Genomic DNA, 17292 nt, shown 5'->3' with positions numbered 1-17292 from the left:
GGGGCCCTTCCCGCTGCTCCGGTACGGAAGCGCGCCAGGTGTCCGGATATCGCCGTAACCGGCCACCGGCCCGGGAATCACGACGCGGGAACGCATCCCGGCGGGCGGCGGTCCGAGGGGCGCGCAGCCCAGGCGCCGCATGATCCGACGGCGGGTCAGAGGCGCTCGGACCTGGTCGCTCCGTGAACTCGGCGACGGTCCTGCCCCGTTCAAGGTCTTGACGGGAGACCGCCCGAAAGGCTGAGCTTAGGCTTCACAAGTTGGAGATACGTCGGGGTCTCATTGGCGCGGCCCCGGCCGGGGGACGGTCGTCGTGCCGTCACCCAAGGGCGGGAGTGGATGAGTCGTGGAGACTCCAGGGTCGCAGTCGTCGCTGCACCGGGCCAACCTCGAAAGGGTCGTACGCGCGGTACGCATGGCGGGCGCGCTCACCCAGGCGGAGATCGCCAGGAGTACGGGCCTGTCGGCGGCGACGGTCTCCAACATCGTCCGGGAGCTGAAGGACGGCGGCACCGTCGAGGTGACGCCCACCTCCGCCGGGGGCCGCCGGGCCCGCAGCGTCTCGCTCAGCGGGGACGCGGGCATCGTCATCGGAGTGGACTTCGGCCACACCCACCTGCGGGTGGCCGTGGGGAACCTGGCGCACCAGGTGCTCGCCGAGGAGTCCGAGCCCCTCGACGTGGACGCCTCCTCGGCGCAGGGTTTCGGCCGGGCCGAGGAGCTCGTCGAGCGGCTGATCGTGACCACCGGCGTCGACCGGCAGAAGGTGGTCGGCGTCGGCCTCGGCGTGCCGGGGCCCATCGACGTCGAGTCCGGCACGCTCGGCTCCACCTCGATCCTGCCGGGCTGGACGGGGATCAACCCCAGCGAGGAACTGGCCGCGCGCCTGGGGGTGCCGGTGTACGTCGACAACGACGCGAACCTCGGGGCGCTCGGCGAGCTGGTGTGGGGGAGCGGGCGCGGGGTCAAGGACCTGGCGTACATCAAGGTCGCCAGCGGGGTCGGCGCGGGCCTGGTCATAGAGGGCCAGATCTACCGGGGGCCCGGCGGTACGGCGGGGGAGATCGGGCACATCACGCTGGACGAGTCGGGGCCCGTCTGCCGCTGCGGGAACCGCGGCTGTCTGGAGACCTTCACGGCGGCCCGGTACGTCCTGCCCCTCCTGCGGTCGAGCCACGGCGCCGACCTGACCATGGAGCGGGTGGTGCAGCTCGCCCGGGACGGCGACCCCGGCTGCCGCCGCGTGGTGGGGGACGTGGGCCGGCACATCGGCAGCGGTGTGGCCAATCTGTGCAACCTCCTGAACCCCAGCCGGGTGGTGCTCGGCGGCGATCTGGCGGAGGCTGGGGAGCTGGTGCTCGGGCCGATAAGGGAGTCGGTCTCCCGGTACGCGATCCCGAGCGCGGCGCGACAGCTCTCGGTGCTCCCCGGGGCGCTCGGCAGCCGGGCGGAAGTGCTGGGCGCACTGGCCTTGGTCCTGAGCGAAATGGGCGATTCATCCCTTATTGAGAACGCGTTGCCGGTCGCGACTCCTGCCTTCACTTAGATAACAAATGGCACCGTTGTCATCTCGTTAAGGATTTACTCCTTGACGTCGGCCTCAGGGACGAGTTGACTTCCAGCCACCTCGGCCGCAACGACGCGGCCTCGTCAGGGAGGTTTCTGAAGTGAACGCGAACATGCGTCGTGCCGCCGTGGCCGCAGCCGCCACCGCAATGGCTGTTTCCCTCGCCGCCTGTGGTAGTGCCAAGGAGTCCGGCGACAAGGCGGACGCCCCCAAGACCGTCAAGACAGACGCGATCAAGGTCGGACTGCTCCTTCCGGAGAACCAGACCGCGCGGTACGAGAAGCTCGACCGGCCGCTGATCGAGAAGAAGATCAAGGAACTCACCAACGGCAAGGCCACCATCGTCTACTCCAACGCCAAGCAGGACGCGTCGGTGCAGAACCAGCAGGTCGACGCGATGATCACCAACAAGGTGAACGTGCTGATCGTGGACGCGGTGGACTCCAAGGCCATAGCCGGCTCGATCCAGAAGGCCAAGGACGCGGGCATCCCCGTCGTCGCCTACGACCGTCTGGCCGAGGGCCCGATCGACGCCTACACCTCCTTCGACAACGAAGAGGTCGGCAAGGTCCAGGGCCAGGCGCTCCTGGACCAGCTGGGCGCCAACGCGTCCAAGGGCGACATCGTCATGATGAACGGTGCCATCACCGACCCGAACGCCGCGCTGTTCAAGAAGGGCGCCCACTCGGTGCTCGACGGCAAGGTGAAGATCGGCAAGGAGTACGACACCAAGGAGTGGTCGCCGGCGAACGCCAACGCCAACATGGAGGCGGCGATCTCGGCCCTCGGCAAGAACAAGATCGTCGGGGTCTACTCGGCCAACGACGGCATGGCCGGCGGTATCATCACCGCCCTCACGGGCGCCGGCATCAAGCCGCTGCCCCCCGTCACCGGCCAGGACGCCGAGCTCGCGGGCGTGCAGCGCATCGTCTCGGGCACGCAGTTCATGAGCGTCTACAAGCCGTACGGCCAGGAGGCCGACGTCGCCGCGCAGATGGCGGTCGCGCTCGCCAAGGGCGAGAAGCTCGACTCGATCTCCAAGACCACGGTCGACAGCCCCACCACCAAGGGCGTGCCGTCGGTGCTGGTCCCGGTCGTCTCGCTGACCAAGGCCAACATCAACGACACCGTCATCAAGGACGGCCTGTACTCGGTCCAGGAGATCTGCACCGCTCAGTACAAGGCCGCTTGCGACGCCGCCGGCATCAAGTAGCACGTCCCTCCGGGTCCGCCCGGTGACCTGCTCCCGGTGAAAAAGCCTGTCCGGCACCCCGCCCATCAACAGCCCCGCAGCCGGGGCGGGGTGCCGGACGGAACGCTTCACCCCAGGCCGCCGGCTTCCGCGGCCCTCTTCGTCTGTTCTCTTCTGCTCGACCTCCGCGCCTCCCCCAGGTGCGGCATCCCCGCCGGTCAGGCGGCGAAGGAGATGGTTCATGTGACCGCTACGCCCGTGTTGGCGTTGCGAGGGGTCTCCAAGCGATTCGGTGCCGTCCAGGCGCTCACCGATGTAGAGCTTGAGGTCCACTCCGGTGAGGTGCTCGCCCTCGTGGGCGACAACGGCGCCGGAAAATCAACGCTGGTGAAGACCATCGCCGGTGTGCACCCCATCGATGACGGCGTCATCGAGTGGCAGGGTGACGCGGTGTCCATCGGCCGGCCGCACGACGCCCAGAACCTGGGCATCGCGACCGTCTACCAGGACCTCTCGCTCGCCGACAACATCGACGTCGTGGGCAACCTCTACCTCGGCCGGGAACTGCGCCGCTGGGGCATCCTCAACGAGGTCGAGATGGAGCGCCGCTCGCGCGAGCTCCTCAACACGCTGTCGATCCGGATACCCAGCGTGCGCATCCCCATCGCCTCCCTCTCCGGCGGGCAGCGCCAGACCGTGGCGATCGCCCGCTCCATGCTGGGCGAGCCCAAGCTCGTGATCCTCGACGAGCCGACCGCCGCCCTCGGCGTCGAGCAGACGGCCCAGGTGCTCGACCTGGTCGAGCGGCTGCGGGAGCGCGGCCTCGCCGTCCTCCTCATCAGCCACAACATGGCCGACGTCAAGGCCGTCGCCGACAAGGTCGCCGTGCTCAGGCTCGGCAGGAACAACGGCGTCTTCGACGTCAAGACCACGTCGCAGGAAGAGATCATCGCCGCCATCACCGGTGCCACGGACAACGCCGTGACCCGCCGTGCGTCGCGCAATGTGGAGGTTCAGAAGTGAGTATCGACAAGGCCTCCACGCCGGCCGAGCCGGGAACCGCCACCGCGGCGCCCGTCGACGCCCCGGCGCCGGCGGCGGGCGCGTCCACCGTCGTCGACCCCCGCCTCCTCGTGCGCGAGCAGGGATTCAGCGGGTACGTCGCCGAGTTCAAGCGCAAGATCCGCGCAGGCGACCTGGGCTCGATGCCCGTCGTCGTCGGCCTGATCATCATCTGGGCGATCTTCACCAGCCTGAACTCGAACTTCCTCACGGCCGGCAACCTCTCCGACATCTCCGTCGCCATGGTCGGCACGGGCATGATCGCCGTCGGTATCGTCTTCGTCCTGCTGCTCGGCGAGATCGACCTGTCGGTCGGTTCCGTCAGCGGTGTCGCGGGCGCCGCCTTCGCCGTCCTCAGCGTCACCCACGGCATGAACGAATGGCTGGCCCTCGTGCTGGCCATCCTCACCGGTACGGTCGCCGGCGCGCTCCACGGCTTCGTCTTCGCGAAGATCGGCGTGCCCGCCTTCGCCGTGACCCTGGCCGGTCTGCTGTTCTGGAACGGCCTCATGCTCCAGATCCTCGGCAGCGACGGCACGATCAACCTGCCCAACGACGGCGTCCTCGCCAAGCTGACCACCTACTACTTCACCGACGTGGCGGCCGCCTACGGCCTCGCCGTCGTCGCCGTGGCGGTCTTCTTCTTCACGTCCTTCACGGAGAACCGCCGCCGCGAGGCCGCCGGGATCCCCTCCCGGCCGGTCGGCGAGATCGTGCTGCGCACGGCGCTGCTCGCGGTGCTCGCCTTCGCCGTGGCGATCGTCTACAACCAGAACAAGGGCCTGCCCCTCGCGGTCGTGATCTTCCTCGTGGTGCTGGTCGTCACCGACTTCGTCCTGCGCCGCACCACGTACGGCCGGAAGGTCTTCGCCCTCGGTGGCAGCGTCGAGGCCTCGCGGCGCGCCGGTATCAACGTCGCGACCATCCGGATCTCGGTCTTCGCGATCGCCGGTACGTTCGCGGCCGTCGGCGGTCTCTTCCTCGCCTCCAAGATCCAGGCGGCGAACCAGGGCGCCGGCGCGGGCGACCTCCTGATGAACGCCATCGCGGCGTCCGTCATCGGCGGTACGAGCCTCTTCGGTGGCCGCGGCCGCACCTGGAACGCACTGCTCGGTGTGCTGGTGATCGTCTCGATCCAGTACGGCCTCGCCCTCCAGGGCATCGCCTCGCCGATCCAGTACATGATCACCGGCGCGGTGCTGCTGGCGACGGTCGTCATCGACGCCGTCACCCGGAAGACCCAGAAGAGCGCGGGTCGCGCCTGACCGCGGTTCCCGCGGGCCTGTGCCCGGCACCCGAACCCTGGGTGCCGGGCACAGCCGTGTGTCGAGCGCCGCAGATATGACGTACATACAGCCGATCGGGTGACATACAACGCACCGCCCGCCGACGGAGCGCGCGAGCGGAACATTAGACTCGGCGGATCGGCAAGCTCGACCAGCTCAAACCCAAGGAGGCACGGGTGGCGTTGCTGACCCACATCAGGGGACCGCGCGATCTGGACCGGCTCGGCCCGGAGCAGCTGGAGCAGCTGGCCGGAGAAATCCGGTCCTTCCTCGTGGACGCTGTCTCCAAGACAGGTGGCCACCTCGGACCCAATCTCGGTGTGGTCGAGCTGACCATCGCCCTGCACCGCGTGTTCGAGTCACCCAAGGACCGTGTCCTCTTCGACACGGGCCACCAGTCCTACGTGCACAAGCTGCTCACAGGGCGCCAGGACTTCTCCCGGCTCAAGAGCAAGGGCGGACTCTCCGGATACCCCTCCCGGGCGGAGTCCGACCACGACGTCATCGAGAACTCGCACGCGTCCACCGTGCTGGGCTGGGCGGACGGACTCGCCAAGGCCAACGAGGTGCTCCGCAAGGACGACCACGTCGTCGCCGTCATCGGTGACGGGGCGCTCACCGGCGGCATGGCCTGGGAGGCGCTGAACAACATCGCCGCGGCCAAGGACCGTCCGCTCGTCATCGTCGTCAACGACAACGAGCGCTCCTACGCGCCGACCATCGGCGGCCTCGCGAACCACCTCGCGACCCTGCGCACGACCGACGGCTACGAACGCTTCCTGGCCCGCGGCAAGGACCTCCTGGAGCGCACCCCGGTCGTCGGCCGGCCGCTCTACGAGACCCTGCACGGCGCCAAGAAGGGCCTCAAGGACTTCATCGCCCCGCAGGGCATGTTCGAGGACCTCGGCCTCAAGTACGTCGGCCCGATCGACGGCCACGACATCGAGGCACTGGAGTCTGCGCTCCTGCGGGCGAAGCGTTTCGGCGGCCCCGTCATCGTGCACTGCCTGACCGAGAAGGGCCGCGGCTACAAGCCGGCCGAGCAGGACGAGGCCGACCGGTTCCACGGCATCGGCCCCATCCACCCCGACACCGGCCTGCCCATCGCCGCCGCCGGGATGGACTGGACCTCGGTGTTCGGCGAGGAGATGGTCAAACTCGGCACGGAACGCCCGGACATCGTCGCGATCACCGCCGCGATGCTCCAGCCGGTCGGCCTCGCCGCGTTCGCCAAGACGTTCCCCGACCGGGTGTACGACGTCGGGATCGCCGAGCAGCACGGTGCGACCTCCGCGGCGGGCCTGGCCACCGGCGGACTGCACCCCGTGTTCGCCGTGTACGCGACGTTCCTCAACCGCGCTTTCGACCAGGTGCTGATGGACGTGGCGCTGCACCGCTGCGGGGTCACGTTCGTCCTCGACCGGGCCGGTGTCACCGGCACCGACGGCGCCTCGCACAACGGCATGTGGGACATGTCGATCCTCCAGTGCGTCCCGGGTCTGCGCATCGCCGCGCCCCGCGACGCCGACCAGGTCCGCTCGCAGCTGCGCGAGGCCGTCGCCGTGGACGACGCGCCGACCGTGGTCCGCTTCTCCAAGGGCGCGGTCGGCCCGGCCGTCGCGGCGGTCGCCCGGGTCGGCGGGATCGACGTCCTGCGGAAGACCGACGAGGGCACGGCCGACGTGCTGCTGGTCTCCGTCGGCGCGCTCGCGCCGATGTGCCTGGAGATCGCCGACCTCCTCGACAAGCAGGGCATCACGACGACGGTGGTCGACCCGCGCTGGGTCAAGCCCGTCGACGAGGCACTCGTCCCGCTCGCCGAGCAGCACCGCGTGGTCGTCACGGTCGAGGACAACAGCCGTGTCGGCGGCGTCGGTTCGGCGATCGCCCAGGCCCTGCGCGACGCCGGGGTCGACGTACCGCTGCGGGACTTCGGCATCCCGCCGCGCTTCCTCGACCACGCCTCTCGCAAGGAGGTCCTCGCCGAGATCGGGCTGACGGCGCCGGACATCGCCCGCCAGGTCACCGGCCTGGTCGCGAAGTTGGACGGCCGGCTGGTGGACTCGCCCACCGAGGCCGCCCGCGACTGACAGCCGCTCCCCGACTGACAGCCGCTCCCGGCCGCGAGGCCGGGTGCGCGCCTTCTCCGACGGTCCCCGGGCCGGCCGGACCGCCCCACCAGGCGGCCCGACCGGCCCATCCGTGTGAAATACGGCGTTACGGGGTATCCGGGGTCGATCATGGCCGTGGACGACGCGCGCACGGAGGTACGCCGATGAGTACACAGCAGGATGTGGAGCCTGCCGACAAGGACCTGCCCGCCGGCACCGGCATGTTCCGTACCAAATCCGTCGAGCAGTCCCTCCGGGACACCGAGGACCCCGAGTTCGCGCTCAAGAAGTCGCTCTCCGCCCTGGACCTCACCGTCTTCGGCGTCGGTGTGATCATCGGTACGGGCATCTTCGTCCTCACCGGCAAGGTCGCCCGGGACACCGCGGGACCCGCCACCGCCCTCGCGTTCGTCGTCGCCGGAGTGGTCTGCGCGCTCGCCGCCCTCTGCTACGCCGAGTTCGCCTCGACCGTGCCCGTCGCCGGATCCGCGTACACGTTCTCCTACGCCTCCCTCGGCGAACTGCCCGCCTGGATCATCGGCTGGGACCTCGTCCTCGAACTGGCCCTGGGCTCCGCCGTCGTGGCGGTCGGCTGGTCCGGCTACCTGCGCTCCCTGCTGGACACCGCCGGGTTCCACCTCCCGGCCGCCCTGTCCGGCACCCACGACGGGACGTTCGGCTTCGACCTGCTCGCCTGCCTCCTGGTCCTCGCCCTCACCGGCATCCTCGTCGCCGGGATGAAGCTCTCCTCGCTCATCACGAACGTCATCGTCGCGATCAAGGTCACCGTCGTCCTGATCGTGATCGTCGTCGGCGCGTTCTTCATCAAGGGCGCCAACTACCACCCGTTCGTGCCGCCCGCGAAGAGCACCAGCGGCGACAGCGGCCTCCAGGCGCCCCTGGTCCAGCTGATCTTCGGCTACACCCCCACCGACTTCGGCGTCCTCGGCGTCTTCACCGCCGCGGCCGTCGTCTTCTTCGCCTTCATCGGCTTCGACATCGTCGCCACCGCCGCCGAGGAGACCCGCAACCCCCAGCGGGACGTCCCGCGCGGCATCCTCGGCTCCCTCATCATCTGCACCGTCCTGTACGTGGCCGTCTCCCTCGTCGTCACCGGCATGCAGAAGTACACCGCCCTCACCGTCGACGCGCCCCTCGCCGACGCCTTCAAAGCCGTCGGACACCCCTTCTGGGCCGGCCTGATCAGCTTCGGCGCCGCCGTCGGCCTCACCTCGGTCTGCATGATCCTGCTCCTCGGCCAGACCCGGGTGTTCTTCGCCATGAGCCGGGACGGACTGCTGCCGAGGACGTTCTCCCGCGTCCACCCCCGGTTCGGCACCCCCTACCGCTCGACCCTGCTGCTCGGGTCGATCGTGGCGGCCGTCGCCGGCTTCACCTCCATCGACGAACTGGCCTCCCTGGTGAACATCGGCACCCTGTTCGCGTTCGTCGTCGTCGCGATCGGCGTGGTCCTGCTGCGCCGCCAACGGCCCGACCTGCCCCGCTCGTTCCGCACCCCGCTCGTGCCGTTCGTCCCGATCGCGTCCGTCCTCGCCTCGCTGTGGCTGATGCTCAACCTGCCCGCCGAGACCTGGCTGCGGTTCGGGATCTGGATGCTCGTCGGCGTCGCGGTCTACCTGCTGTACGGACGAGGGCACAGCCGCCTCGGCCGGTCCCGCTGAACGGCGGCACGCGCCCCGCATGCTCGCCGAGCCGCCGCCACCCGCCGCCCTCCCCGCACCCGCCGGCCCCGAGCCGGGCCCGCCGGCCACCCCGCGCGTGACCACGCCCGTCACCGACCGCCCGGGCCCGGCCGCCGTCCCTCGCCCGCGCGCCCGCGCCGACCGCCCCGCGAACCCGGCCGCCGCCTACTGGCGGCGGCTGCTCCCCGCCCTCGCCCTCCTGGCGCTCGTCACCCGGCTCCCGTCTTTCCGCCACCCCCTGTGGAGCCCCGACGAGGGCTATCTCGCCGTCCAGGCGCGGATGCTGGCGGCCGGGGGAGTGCTGTACGACACCGTCGTCGACCGGAAACCGCCCCTGCTGCCCTGGCTGTACGAGGCCACCTTCGCCCTCCTCGGCGACTCCACCCTCTCCGGCGTCCGCGCCCTCGCCGTCCTCGCCCACCTCGTCACCGCCGCGCTGCTCGCCGCCACCGCCCGCCACCGCTGGGGCGACCGGGCCGGCCGCACCGCCGGGGTGCTGTACCTGCTCGTCTCCGTCGGCCTCAACCCCGAGGACACCCAGGCCGCCACGTTCGAGGTCTTCATACTGCCGTTCACCGCCGCGGCCATGTGGTGCGCGGGCAAGGCCCGTTGGGGCGCCGCCGGGCTCGCGGTCGCGGGCGCGCTGCTGACCAAGCAGACCGGCGGAGCCGTCCTCCTGCCCGTCCTGTGGCTGCTCGGCCGCACCCCGCGCGCCCCCCTGTCCCTGGCCCGCCTGGCGGCCGGCCTCGCCCTGCCACTCCTCGCCACCGCCCTGCTCACCACCCCCTCAGGACTCCTCTTCTGGACGGTCACCGGATCGGGCTCGTACGCCACCCCCACCGGCTCCGAACTCCACGTCCTCCTGCGGGCCCTGGCCAACACCGCCCTCCTCGGCCTCGGCTGCGCGGCACTGCTGCCGCCCCTCCTCCACCTCGCCCGCAGGACCGCCCCGCGCGGCGACGGCGACCTGTGGCTCTGGCTCGCCTCCTCGGCCGTCGCCGTCCTCACCGGCTTCCACTTCTTCGGCCACTACTTCCTCCAACTCCTGCCGCCCCTGGTGCTGCTGGCGACCGAGGGCCTCCACCTCCTGCCCCGCGACCGCCTCCCGCCCACACTGACCGCCGCCGCCTGCACCTGCGTGGTGTTCCTCCTCTGGGGCGTCCTCGCGCCCCGCCCCGAACTGGCCCACGCCCAGCGCCTCGCGGACGCCGTCCGGGCCCGCACGGCGCCCACCGACCGGGTCCTGGTGTGGGGGATACACCCCGAGACGTACTGGTTCGCCGACCGCGCCCCGGCCAGCCGCTACCTGACGGCCGGGCTCCTCACCAACTACAGCGGGGGCCGCGACGGCCCCCGGGTCGGCGAGGCGTACGCCGTCGCGGGCACGTGGGCCGTCCTCGGCGCCGAACTCCGCGACCGCCCACCGGCCCTGATCGTCGACGACTCGCGCGGCAAGCCCTTCGCCCCCGACCGGCTGCCGACCCTGCGCCGCTTCCTGGCCCACCGGTACGAGCCGCTGCCGGACACCGTCGACGGCGCGGTGATCTACGTGAGGACCGACCCGTAGCCGAGGGCCTGGGGTCTGTCCGGGTCAGCCCTCGCCGCCGCCGGGCCGCCGCCGTACCGCCGAGGGACCCACGCACGACGCGCCGTACGCCTCGACCCGGCGGCGCAACTCCCGGTCGGCGGTGGCGACCACGCAGCCGCGGCCCGCCGCCGCGGCCTCCCGCGCCAGCTCCACGATCCGGTCGTCCCCGCTGCCGGACGCAGCCTCGACCCGTACCCCCGGCACCGGCTCCACGCCCCGGGCCGCGCCCTCGACGACCAACACGGTCTCCACCGGCCCCGGATGCCCGGCCACCCCCGCCTCGCCGTACGGCACCAGGGAGTCGCGCAGCCGCTCGGTGGCCCCGCGCCGGTCGCGCCACCACCCGTCGGGGACCGAACCGACCACGTTCGCCGCGTCGACCACCAGCAGAATCCTCATCCCGCCACCCTGGCACACGTCCGGGTACGGGCCGCCCGGCGGCGACCACGGGCCGAAGCGTGTCCGGCGGAGGGCGGCGGGTAAAGTCGACCCCTGGGTTTTCCGCGCCCGCGGGACTCTCCGATCCGTATCATCTGCGTCCAGGAAGGCGGCTGCGGGCATGACCACCGGCTGGCTCCTGCGCGGCAAGGACAACAGGCTGACGGCGTACGCCCCGACGGCGGACGGCGTCCTGCGCTGGACGGAGACCCTGCCGGGCGGCCCCGGCTGGACCGGGCCCGAACTGCTGCCGCACCCGGGGCTGTTGCCGCATCTGGCCTTCGCCCAGACCGCCGAGGGCTACGTGCACCTGCTGGGCCTGCGGGACCGCCCGCGCGCCGGCGGGCCCAAGAACCGCGAGGTCGTGCACGCGGTGCAGTTCCAGACCGGCCGCGCCCTGCGGGACTGGCAGCCCCTGGGCACCCCGCACACGAAGGACGTCAACGCCGCGTCCAGGACCGGGCGGCCCTCGGCGGTCGTCGACGCGCGGGGAGCGGTGCACCTGTTCGTACGCAACGGCAACGGCCACCTCTCGTACCGCAGCCAGTCACCCACCGGCCGCTGGCTCGGCTGGGGCGGTGTCACGCCGGAGGGCGGGAAGATCACCGGCGAGATGGGCGCGGCCGTCACCGACGACGGGCGGATCGAGATACTGGGCCCGGCGGACGGCCTGATGACGCACTGGGCACGGCCGAAACCCGACGCGCAGCCGGAGCGGGCCGAGGAGGGCGAAGAGCCCGCGGCGTCGGCGGAGGAGACCACCGGCCTGTGCACGGGCCCCGGCCGGGTGACGCACTTCTGGCGCGACACCGGCACCCGCACGCTCCGCGCCTGGCGGCCCGGTACGGCCCCGACGGACCTCGGCGGCCCCGGCAGCGGCCTGCCGGCCCTGCTCCGTACCCCGGTCGGCGGCCTCGACTGCACGATCCTCGCGGCGCGGGGCCCGGACGGCCGCCCGCAGGTCGCCGCGTACCCCACGGAGACCGAGGAGGCCGGCCTGAACTGGACCCCGACGGGCGAGCCCTGCACGGGAGTTCCGGCCCTCGCGACGGACGGGCGCGGCCGGGTGGTCCTGGCGGTCGTGGGAGAGGACGGCGCGCTGCGGGTGACCCGTCAGAAGGACGAGCCGGGGTTGGCGCTGGAGGCCTGGAGCCGGGTCTGAGCGCCCGGGAACGCGCGACGGGCCGGTACGGAGGTCCCGTACCGGCCCGCCCGTCGTGCCCGGCTAGACCGGCACGCTCGCGACGCCCGGCGCGAGGAACCGCTTGCCGTTCACGCGCTCCGAGACACCCTCACGGTCCAGGTACGGGGTGATGCCGCCCAGGTGGAACGGCCAGCCCGCGCCCGTGATCAGGCACAGGTCGATGTCCTCGGGCTCCGCGACGACACCCTCGGCCAGCATCAGCCCGATCTCCTGCGCCACCGCGTCGAGGACCCGGTCCCGGGTCTGCTCCTCGGTGAGGACGGTGTCCCCCTGGGTGAGCAGGGCGGCGACCTCCGGGTCCAGCTCCGGCTTCCCGGAGTCGTACGTGTAGAAGCCGCGCTTGCCGGCCTTCACGACCGCCGCGAGGTTCCGCGACACCGTGAAGCGGTCCGGGAACGAGCGGTGCAGGGTCTCGGAGACGTGCAGGCCGATCGCCGGGCCCACCAGCTCCAGCAGCACCAGCGGGGACATCGGCAGGCCCAGCGGCTCCACCGCGCGCTCGGCGACCGCGACGGGCGTGCCCTCGTCGATGACGTTCTGGATCTCGCCCATGAAGCGCGTCAGGATGCGGTTCACGACGAACGCCGGGGCGTCCTTCACCAGCACCGCGCTCTTCTTCAGCTTGCGCGCGACACCGAACGCCGTCGCCAGCGAGGCGTCGTCGGTCCGCTCGCCGCGCACGATCTCCAGCAGCGGCAGGACGGCCACCGGGTTGAAGAAGTGGAAGCCGACGACCCGCTCCGGGTGGGTCAGCTTCGACGCCATCTCGGAGACCGACAGCGACGAGGTGTTCGTCGCGAAGATCGCGTGCGCCGGGGCGACCGCCTCCAGCTCCGCGAACACCTTCTGCTTGACGCCCAGTTCCTCGAACACGGCCTCGATGACGAAGTCGGCGTCCGAGAACGCCTCCGCCTTGTCGAGCACACCCGTGACCAGGGCCTTGAGCTGGTTGGACTTGTCCGGGTTGATACGGGACTTGAGCAGCAGCTTGTCGATCTCGGCGTGGACGTACGCGACGCCCTTGTCGACCCGCTCCTGGTCGATGTCCGTCAGGACGACCGGCACCTCCAGGCGGCGCACGAAGAGCAGCGCCAGCTGCGAGGCCATCAGGCCCGCGCCGACCACGCCGACCTTGGTCACCGGGCGGGCCAGGTTCTTGTCCGGCGCCCCCGCGGGCCGCTTCGCGCGCTTCTGCACGAGGTTGAACGCGTAGTTCCCCGCGCGGAGTTCACTGCTGAGGATCAGTTCCGCGAGCGCCCGGTCCTCGGCGTCGAAGCCCGCCTGGAGGTCGCCGTCCTTGACGGCGGCGATGATGTCCAGCGCGCGGTACGCGGCCGGGGCCGCGCCGTGCACCTTCGCGTCGGCGGCGGCCCGGCCGCGCGCGACGGCCTGGTCCCAGGCCTCGCCGCGGTCCACGTCGGGCCGCGCGACGGCCAGTTCGCCCTTGAGGACCGCCGCGGTCCACAGGAGCGACTGCTCCAGGAAGTCGGCGCCCTCGAAGAGCGCGTCGGCGATCCCGAGGTCGTAGACCTGGCCGCCCTTGAGCTGGCGGTTCTGGTTGAGCGAGTTCTCGATGATCACCGAGACCGCGCGGTCCGCGCCGATCAGGTTCGGCAGCAGCGTGCAGCCGCCCCAGCCGGGGACCAGGCCGAGGAAGACCTCGGGCAGCGAGAAGGCGGGCGTCGCGGCGGACACCGTACGGTACGTGCAGTGGAGGCCGATCTCGACCCCGCCGCCCATCGCCGCGCCGTTGTAGTACGCGAACGTCGGGACGGCCAGGCCCGAGAGGCGCTTGAACACGTCGTGCCCGGCGCGGCCGGACGCGAGGCCGTCCTCCAGGGTCTTGACCCCGACGAGGCCCTTGAGGTCGGCGCCGACGGCGAAGATGAACGGCTTGCCGGTGACCCCGGCGCCGATGATCGTGCCCTCGGACGCCTCCTTCTCGACCTGGTCGATCGCGGCGTCGATGTTCGCCAGGGACCGGGGGCCGAAGGTGGTCGGCTTCGTGTGGTCGAGGCCGTTGTCGAGCGTGACGAGCGCGAAGCGCCCCACACCGCCCGGGAGGTCCAGGTGGCGTACGTGCGCCTGGGTGACGACCTCGTCGGGAAACAGCTCGGCCGCGCCCTTCAGGAGTTCGGCGATGCTCACTTGGTGCCTCCGTCGAAGTGCGGGTTCTCCCAGATGACCGTCGCGCCCATGCCGAAGCCGACACACATGGTGGTCAGGCCGAAGCGGACGTGCGGCTGCTCCTCGAACTGCCGGGCGAGCTGCGTCATGAGCCGTACCCCGGAGGAGGCCAGCGGGTGGCCGTAGGCGATGGCGCCGCCGTACTGGTTGACGCGCTCGTCGTCGTCCGCGATGCCGTAGTGGTCGAGCAGGGCGAGCACCTGTACGGCGAACGCCTCGTTGACCTCGAACAGGCCGATGTCGGAGATGGACAGGCCCGCCTTGGCGAGCGCCTTCTCCGTCGCCGGGATCGGGCCGTACCCCATGACCTCGGGCTCGACGCCCGCGAAGGCGTACGACACCAGCCGCATTCGCACCGGCAGCCCGTGCTCGCGCGCGAAGTCCTCGGCGGCGATCAGGGAGGCGGTGGCGCCGTCGTTGAGCCCCGCCGCGTTGCCGGCCGTGACCCGGCCGTGCGGGCGGAAGGGGGTCTTCAGCCCGGCCAGCATCTCCAGCGTCGTGCCCGGCCGCATCGGCTCGTCGGCTGTGGCCAGGCCCCAGCCCGTCTCGCCGGCGGCGGGGTCGGTGCGGCGCACCGAGATCGGCACCAGGTCCTGCTGGATCTTCCCGTTCGCGTACGCCTTCGCGGCCTTCTCCTGCGAGCGGACCGCGTACTCGTCGGCGCGGCGCTTGGTGAGGTGGGGGAAGCGGTCGTGCAGGTTCTCCGCCGTCATGCCCATGAAGAGCGCCGAGTCGTCGACGAGCCTCTCCGAGACGAAGCGCGGGTTCGGGTCGACGCCCTCGCCCATCGGGTGGCGGCCCATGTGCTCCACGCCGCCGGCGATCACGATGTCGTACGCGCCGAACGCGATCGACCCCGCGGTGGTCGTCACGGCGGTGAGCGCTCCCGCGCACATCCGGTCGATGGAGTAGCCGGGCACGGACTGCGGCAGCCCCGCGAGGATGCCCGCGGTGCGGCCGAGGGTGAGGCCCTGGTCGCCGATCTGGGTGGTGGCGGCGATGGCGACCTCGTCGATGGCGGCGGGGTCGAGGTCCGGGTTGCGGCGCAGGAGCTCCCGGATGGCCTTCACGACGAGGTCGTCGGCGCGGGTCTCGTGGTAGATGCCCTTCGGGCCCGCCTTGCCGAACGGGGTGCGGACGCCGTCGACGAAGACGACGTCCCTGACGGTACGAGGCACGATGGCTCTCCTCCAGGGGTGGGTTGCTGCCCCCATGCTACTTGCGGGTAACCAGCCTGCCCAGCCTTGGAGGGTGTTGGTGGCGCGGGTTACTTCTTTGTCCTGGGTGGGTGCCCGCGTTGCGGTCACGGTTGTCCTCAATCGCCGGACGGGCTTGATGGTGCCCGCCGCGGGCCGCGTGCGCCCGCCGGGGCCGGCCACATCAAGCCCGTCCGGCGTTTGAGGACAGCTTTGAGCCGCGCCTGGCATCGGGGGCGAGCCACATCAAGCCCGTCCGGCGATTGAGGACGTCTTTGAGTCGCGCGGCCCACCGGCCCCGGAGCCCGTCCGGCGATTGAGGACAGGAGGGAGGTGTCAGGGGGTGAGGGCCTGGGAGAGGGCCGGGGCTACCTGGTGGACCTGCCAGGGGCGGGCGCCGTGGTGGAGGAGGGCGGTCGCGACCGCGTCGGGCGTCGGGTCGGACGGGGGCTCCCAGCACACGCGCCGCACGGTGTCCGGCGTGATCAGGTTCTCCTGCGGCATGTTCAACCGCTCCGCCTGAGCGGACACCGCCGCCCGCGCGGCGGACAACCGCGCCGCCGCCTCCGGGTCCTTGTCCGCCCACGACCGCGGCGGCGGCGGCCCCGAGACGGGCTGGCCCGGCTGGGGCAGCTCGCTGTCGGGGAGCGACTTCGCCCGGTCCACCGCCGCCTGCCACTGCTCCAGCTGCCGCCGCCCCATCCGGTGCCCGAACCCGGGCAGCGCGGTGAGCGCGTGGACGTTCACCGGCAGCGCCAGCGACGCCTCGACGATCGCCGTGTCGCTCAGCACCTTGCCGGGGGAGACGTCACGCCGCTGCGCCACGCTGTCGCGCGTGTTCCACAGCTCCCGTACCGCCGCCATCTGCCGGCGCCGCCGGACCTTGTGCATGCCGGACGTGCGGCGCCACGGGTCCTTGCGGGGCGGCGCGGGCGGCGCCGAGGCGATCGCGTCGAACTCCTGGTGGGCCCAGTCCAGCTTGCCCTGCCGGTCGAGTTCCTTCTCCAGCGCGTCCCGCAGGTCGACCAGCAGCTCCACGTCGAGCGCCGCGTACCGCAACCAGGGCTCGGGCAGCGGGCGCGTCGACCAGTCGACCGCGGAGTGGCCCTTCTCCAGGGCGAAACCGAGCACGTTCTCGACCATCGCGCCGAGCCCGACCCGGGGGAAGCCCGCCAGCCGGCCCGCCAGCTCCGTGTCGAACAGCCGGGTGGGCGTCATGCCTATTTCGCGCAGGCAGGGGAGATCCTGGGTGGCCGCGTGCAGGATCCACTCCGCGTCGCCGAGGGCCTCGCCGAGCCCGGAGAGGTCGGGGCAGCCGACCGGGTCGATCAGCGCCGTACCCGCTCCGGCGCGGCGCAATTGAACCAAATAGGCGCGCTGACCGTATCTGTAACCGGAAGCGCGTTCCGCGTCGACGGCCACGGGGCCCGTCCCCGCGGCGAAGGCGGCGATCACCCGGGCCAGGGCGTCGTCGGTCTCCACCACCGGGGGAATGCCCTCGCGGGGCTCCAACAACGGGATCGGCGCCGTTTCGACGTCGTCCGGGGGTGCGCCCCCGGTGGTTCGCAGTGCTGGGTCTGCTGCGGTCTCTTGGGCGTCGGTCACCTGTCAAGGGTATCCGCCCGCGCGAACGCCTGACCTGCACTTTCGAAGCAAGACTCGAATGACCTGCGAAAACACGTCCCGAACACGCGCTGAACGCGGGCCGCCCGTCGACGGAACGTTCCGTCGACGGGCGGCCCGCGTGGGGGAAGCGGG

General features: G+C 71.6%; 12 protein-coding genes. 8 read left to right on the top strand and 4 right to left on the bottom strand.

All coding sequences use genetic code 11. The features are described from left to right. Window positions 1-346: 346 nt before the first annotated feature. From HA039_RS07050 to HA039_RS07020, 7 genes are all read left to right on the top strand, one after another. Window positions 347-1546 carry an ROK family transcriptional regulator gene (locus HA039_RS07050; RefSeq protein WP_167025400.1) on the top strand — a complete coding sequence of 400 codons (1200 nt, stop codon included), beginning with the start codon at window positions 347-349 and terminating at the stop codon, window positions 1544-1546. A 133-nt stretch (window positions 1547-1679) separates the two neighbouring features. Then, a complete protein-coding gene (locus HA039_RS07045; protein ID WP_167036351.1) occupies window positions 1680-2780 on the top strand; it encodes a substrate-binding domain-containing protein in 1101 nt (366 codons plus the stop codon). A gap of 213 nt (window positions 2781-2993) precedes the next feature. Continuing rightward, window positions 2994-3782, top strand: a complete 789-nt coding sequence (locus HA039_RS07040; RefSeq protein WP_167025397.1) for an ATP-binding cassette domain-containing protein — start codon at window positions 2994-2996, stop codon at window positions 3780-3782. Then, on the top strand, window positions 3779-5086 hold the full coding sequence (locus HA039_RS07035) for a sugar ABC transporter permease (protein ID WP_167025394.1): 1308 nt from the start codon (window positions 3779-3781) through the stop codon (window positions 5084-5086). The genes HA039_RS07040 and HA039_RS07035 overlap by 4 nt, the downstream gene beginning before the upstream one ends. 197 nt (window positions 5087-5283) lie before the next feature. Continuing rightward, a complete protein-coding gene (dxs, locus tag HA039_RS07030) occupies window positions 5284-7197 on the top strand; it encodes a 1-deoxy-D-xylulose-5-phosphate synthase (protein WP_167025375.1) in 1914 nt (637 codons plus the stop codon). 185 nt (window positions 7198-7382) lie between these two features. Continuing rightward, window positions 7383-8900 carry an amino acid permease gene (locus tag HA039_RS07025; RefSeq protein WP_243869243.1) on the top strand — a complete coding sequence of 506 codons (1518 nt, stop codon included), beginning with the start codon at window positions 7383-7385 and terminating at the stop codon, window positions 8898-8900. 19 nt (window positions 8901-8919) lie between these two features. Next, window positions 8920-10488 (top strand): glycosyltransferase family 39 protein, encoded by a 1569-nt coding sequence (locus HA039_RS07020; protein ID WP_167025372.1) that lies wholly within the window; start codon window positions 8920-8922, stop codon window positions 10486-10488. A 24-nt stretch (window positions 10489-10512) separates the two neighbouring features. Here the strand turns inward: HA039_RS07020 and HA039_RS07015 are convergent, their stop codons facing one another. Continuing rightward, entirely contained in the window at window positions 10513-10908 is a 396-nt protein-coding gene (locus HA039_RS07015) for an NYN domain-containing protein (protein WP_167025368.1), read from the bottom strand. Window positions 10909-11068: 160 nt separating this feature from the next. Between HA039_RS07015 and HA039_RS07010 the strand changes: the two genes are divergently transcribed. Beyond that, window positions 11069-12109 carry a PLL family lectin gene (locus tag HA039_RS07010; RefSeq protein ID WP_167025365.1) on the top strand — a complete coding sequence of 347 codons (1041 nt, stop codon included), beginning with the start codon at window positions 11069-11071 and terminating at the stop codon, window positions 12107-12109. 63 nt (window positions 12110-12172) lie between these two features. On the opposite strand, the gene HA039_RS07005 is transcribed toward HA039_RS07010, so the two are convergent. The 3 genes from HA039_RS07005 to HA039_RS06995 all read right to left on the bottom strand — a co-directional run bounded on the left by HA039_RS07005 (window position 12173) and on the right by HA039_RS06995 (window position 17139). Continuing rightward, a complete protein-coding gene (locus HA039_RS07005; protein ID WP_167025362.1) occupies window positions 12173-14299 on the bottom strand; it encodes a 3-hydroxyacyl-CoA dehydrogenase NAD-binding domain-containing protein in 2127 nt (708 codons plus the stop codon). Beyond that, window positions 14296-15516, bottom strand: a complete 1221-nt coding sequence (locus HA039_RS07000; RefSeq protein ID WP_161312348.1) for a thiolase family protein — start codon at window positions 15514-15516, stop codon at window positions 14296-14298. The genes HA039_RS07005 and HA039_RS07000 overlap by 4 nt, the downstream gene beginning before the upstream one ends. Window positions 15517-15870: 354 nt before the next feature. Further along, complete coding sequence (locus tag HA039_RS06995) at window positions 15871-17139, bottom strand: ribonuclease D (protein ID WP_167025359.1); 1269 nt, start codon at window positions 17137-17139, stop codon at window positions 15871-15873. Window positions 17140-17292 lie beyond the last annotated feature (153 nt).

The organism is Streptomyces liangshanensis, assembly GCF_011694815.1.
GTDB lineage: Bacteria > Actinomycetota > Actinomycetes > Streptomycetales > Streptomycetaceae > Streptomyces > Streptomyces liangshanensis.
Note: the sequence above shows the minus strand (reverse complement) of the source record. Positions and strands in the feature narration are given on the sequence as shown.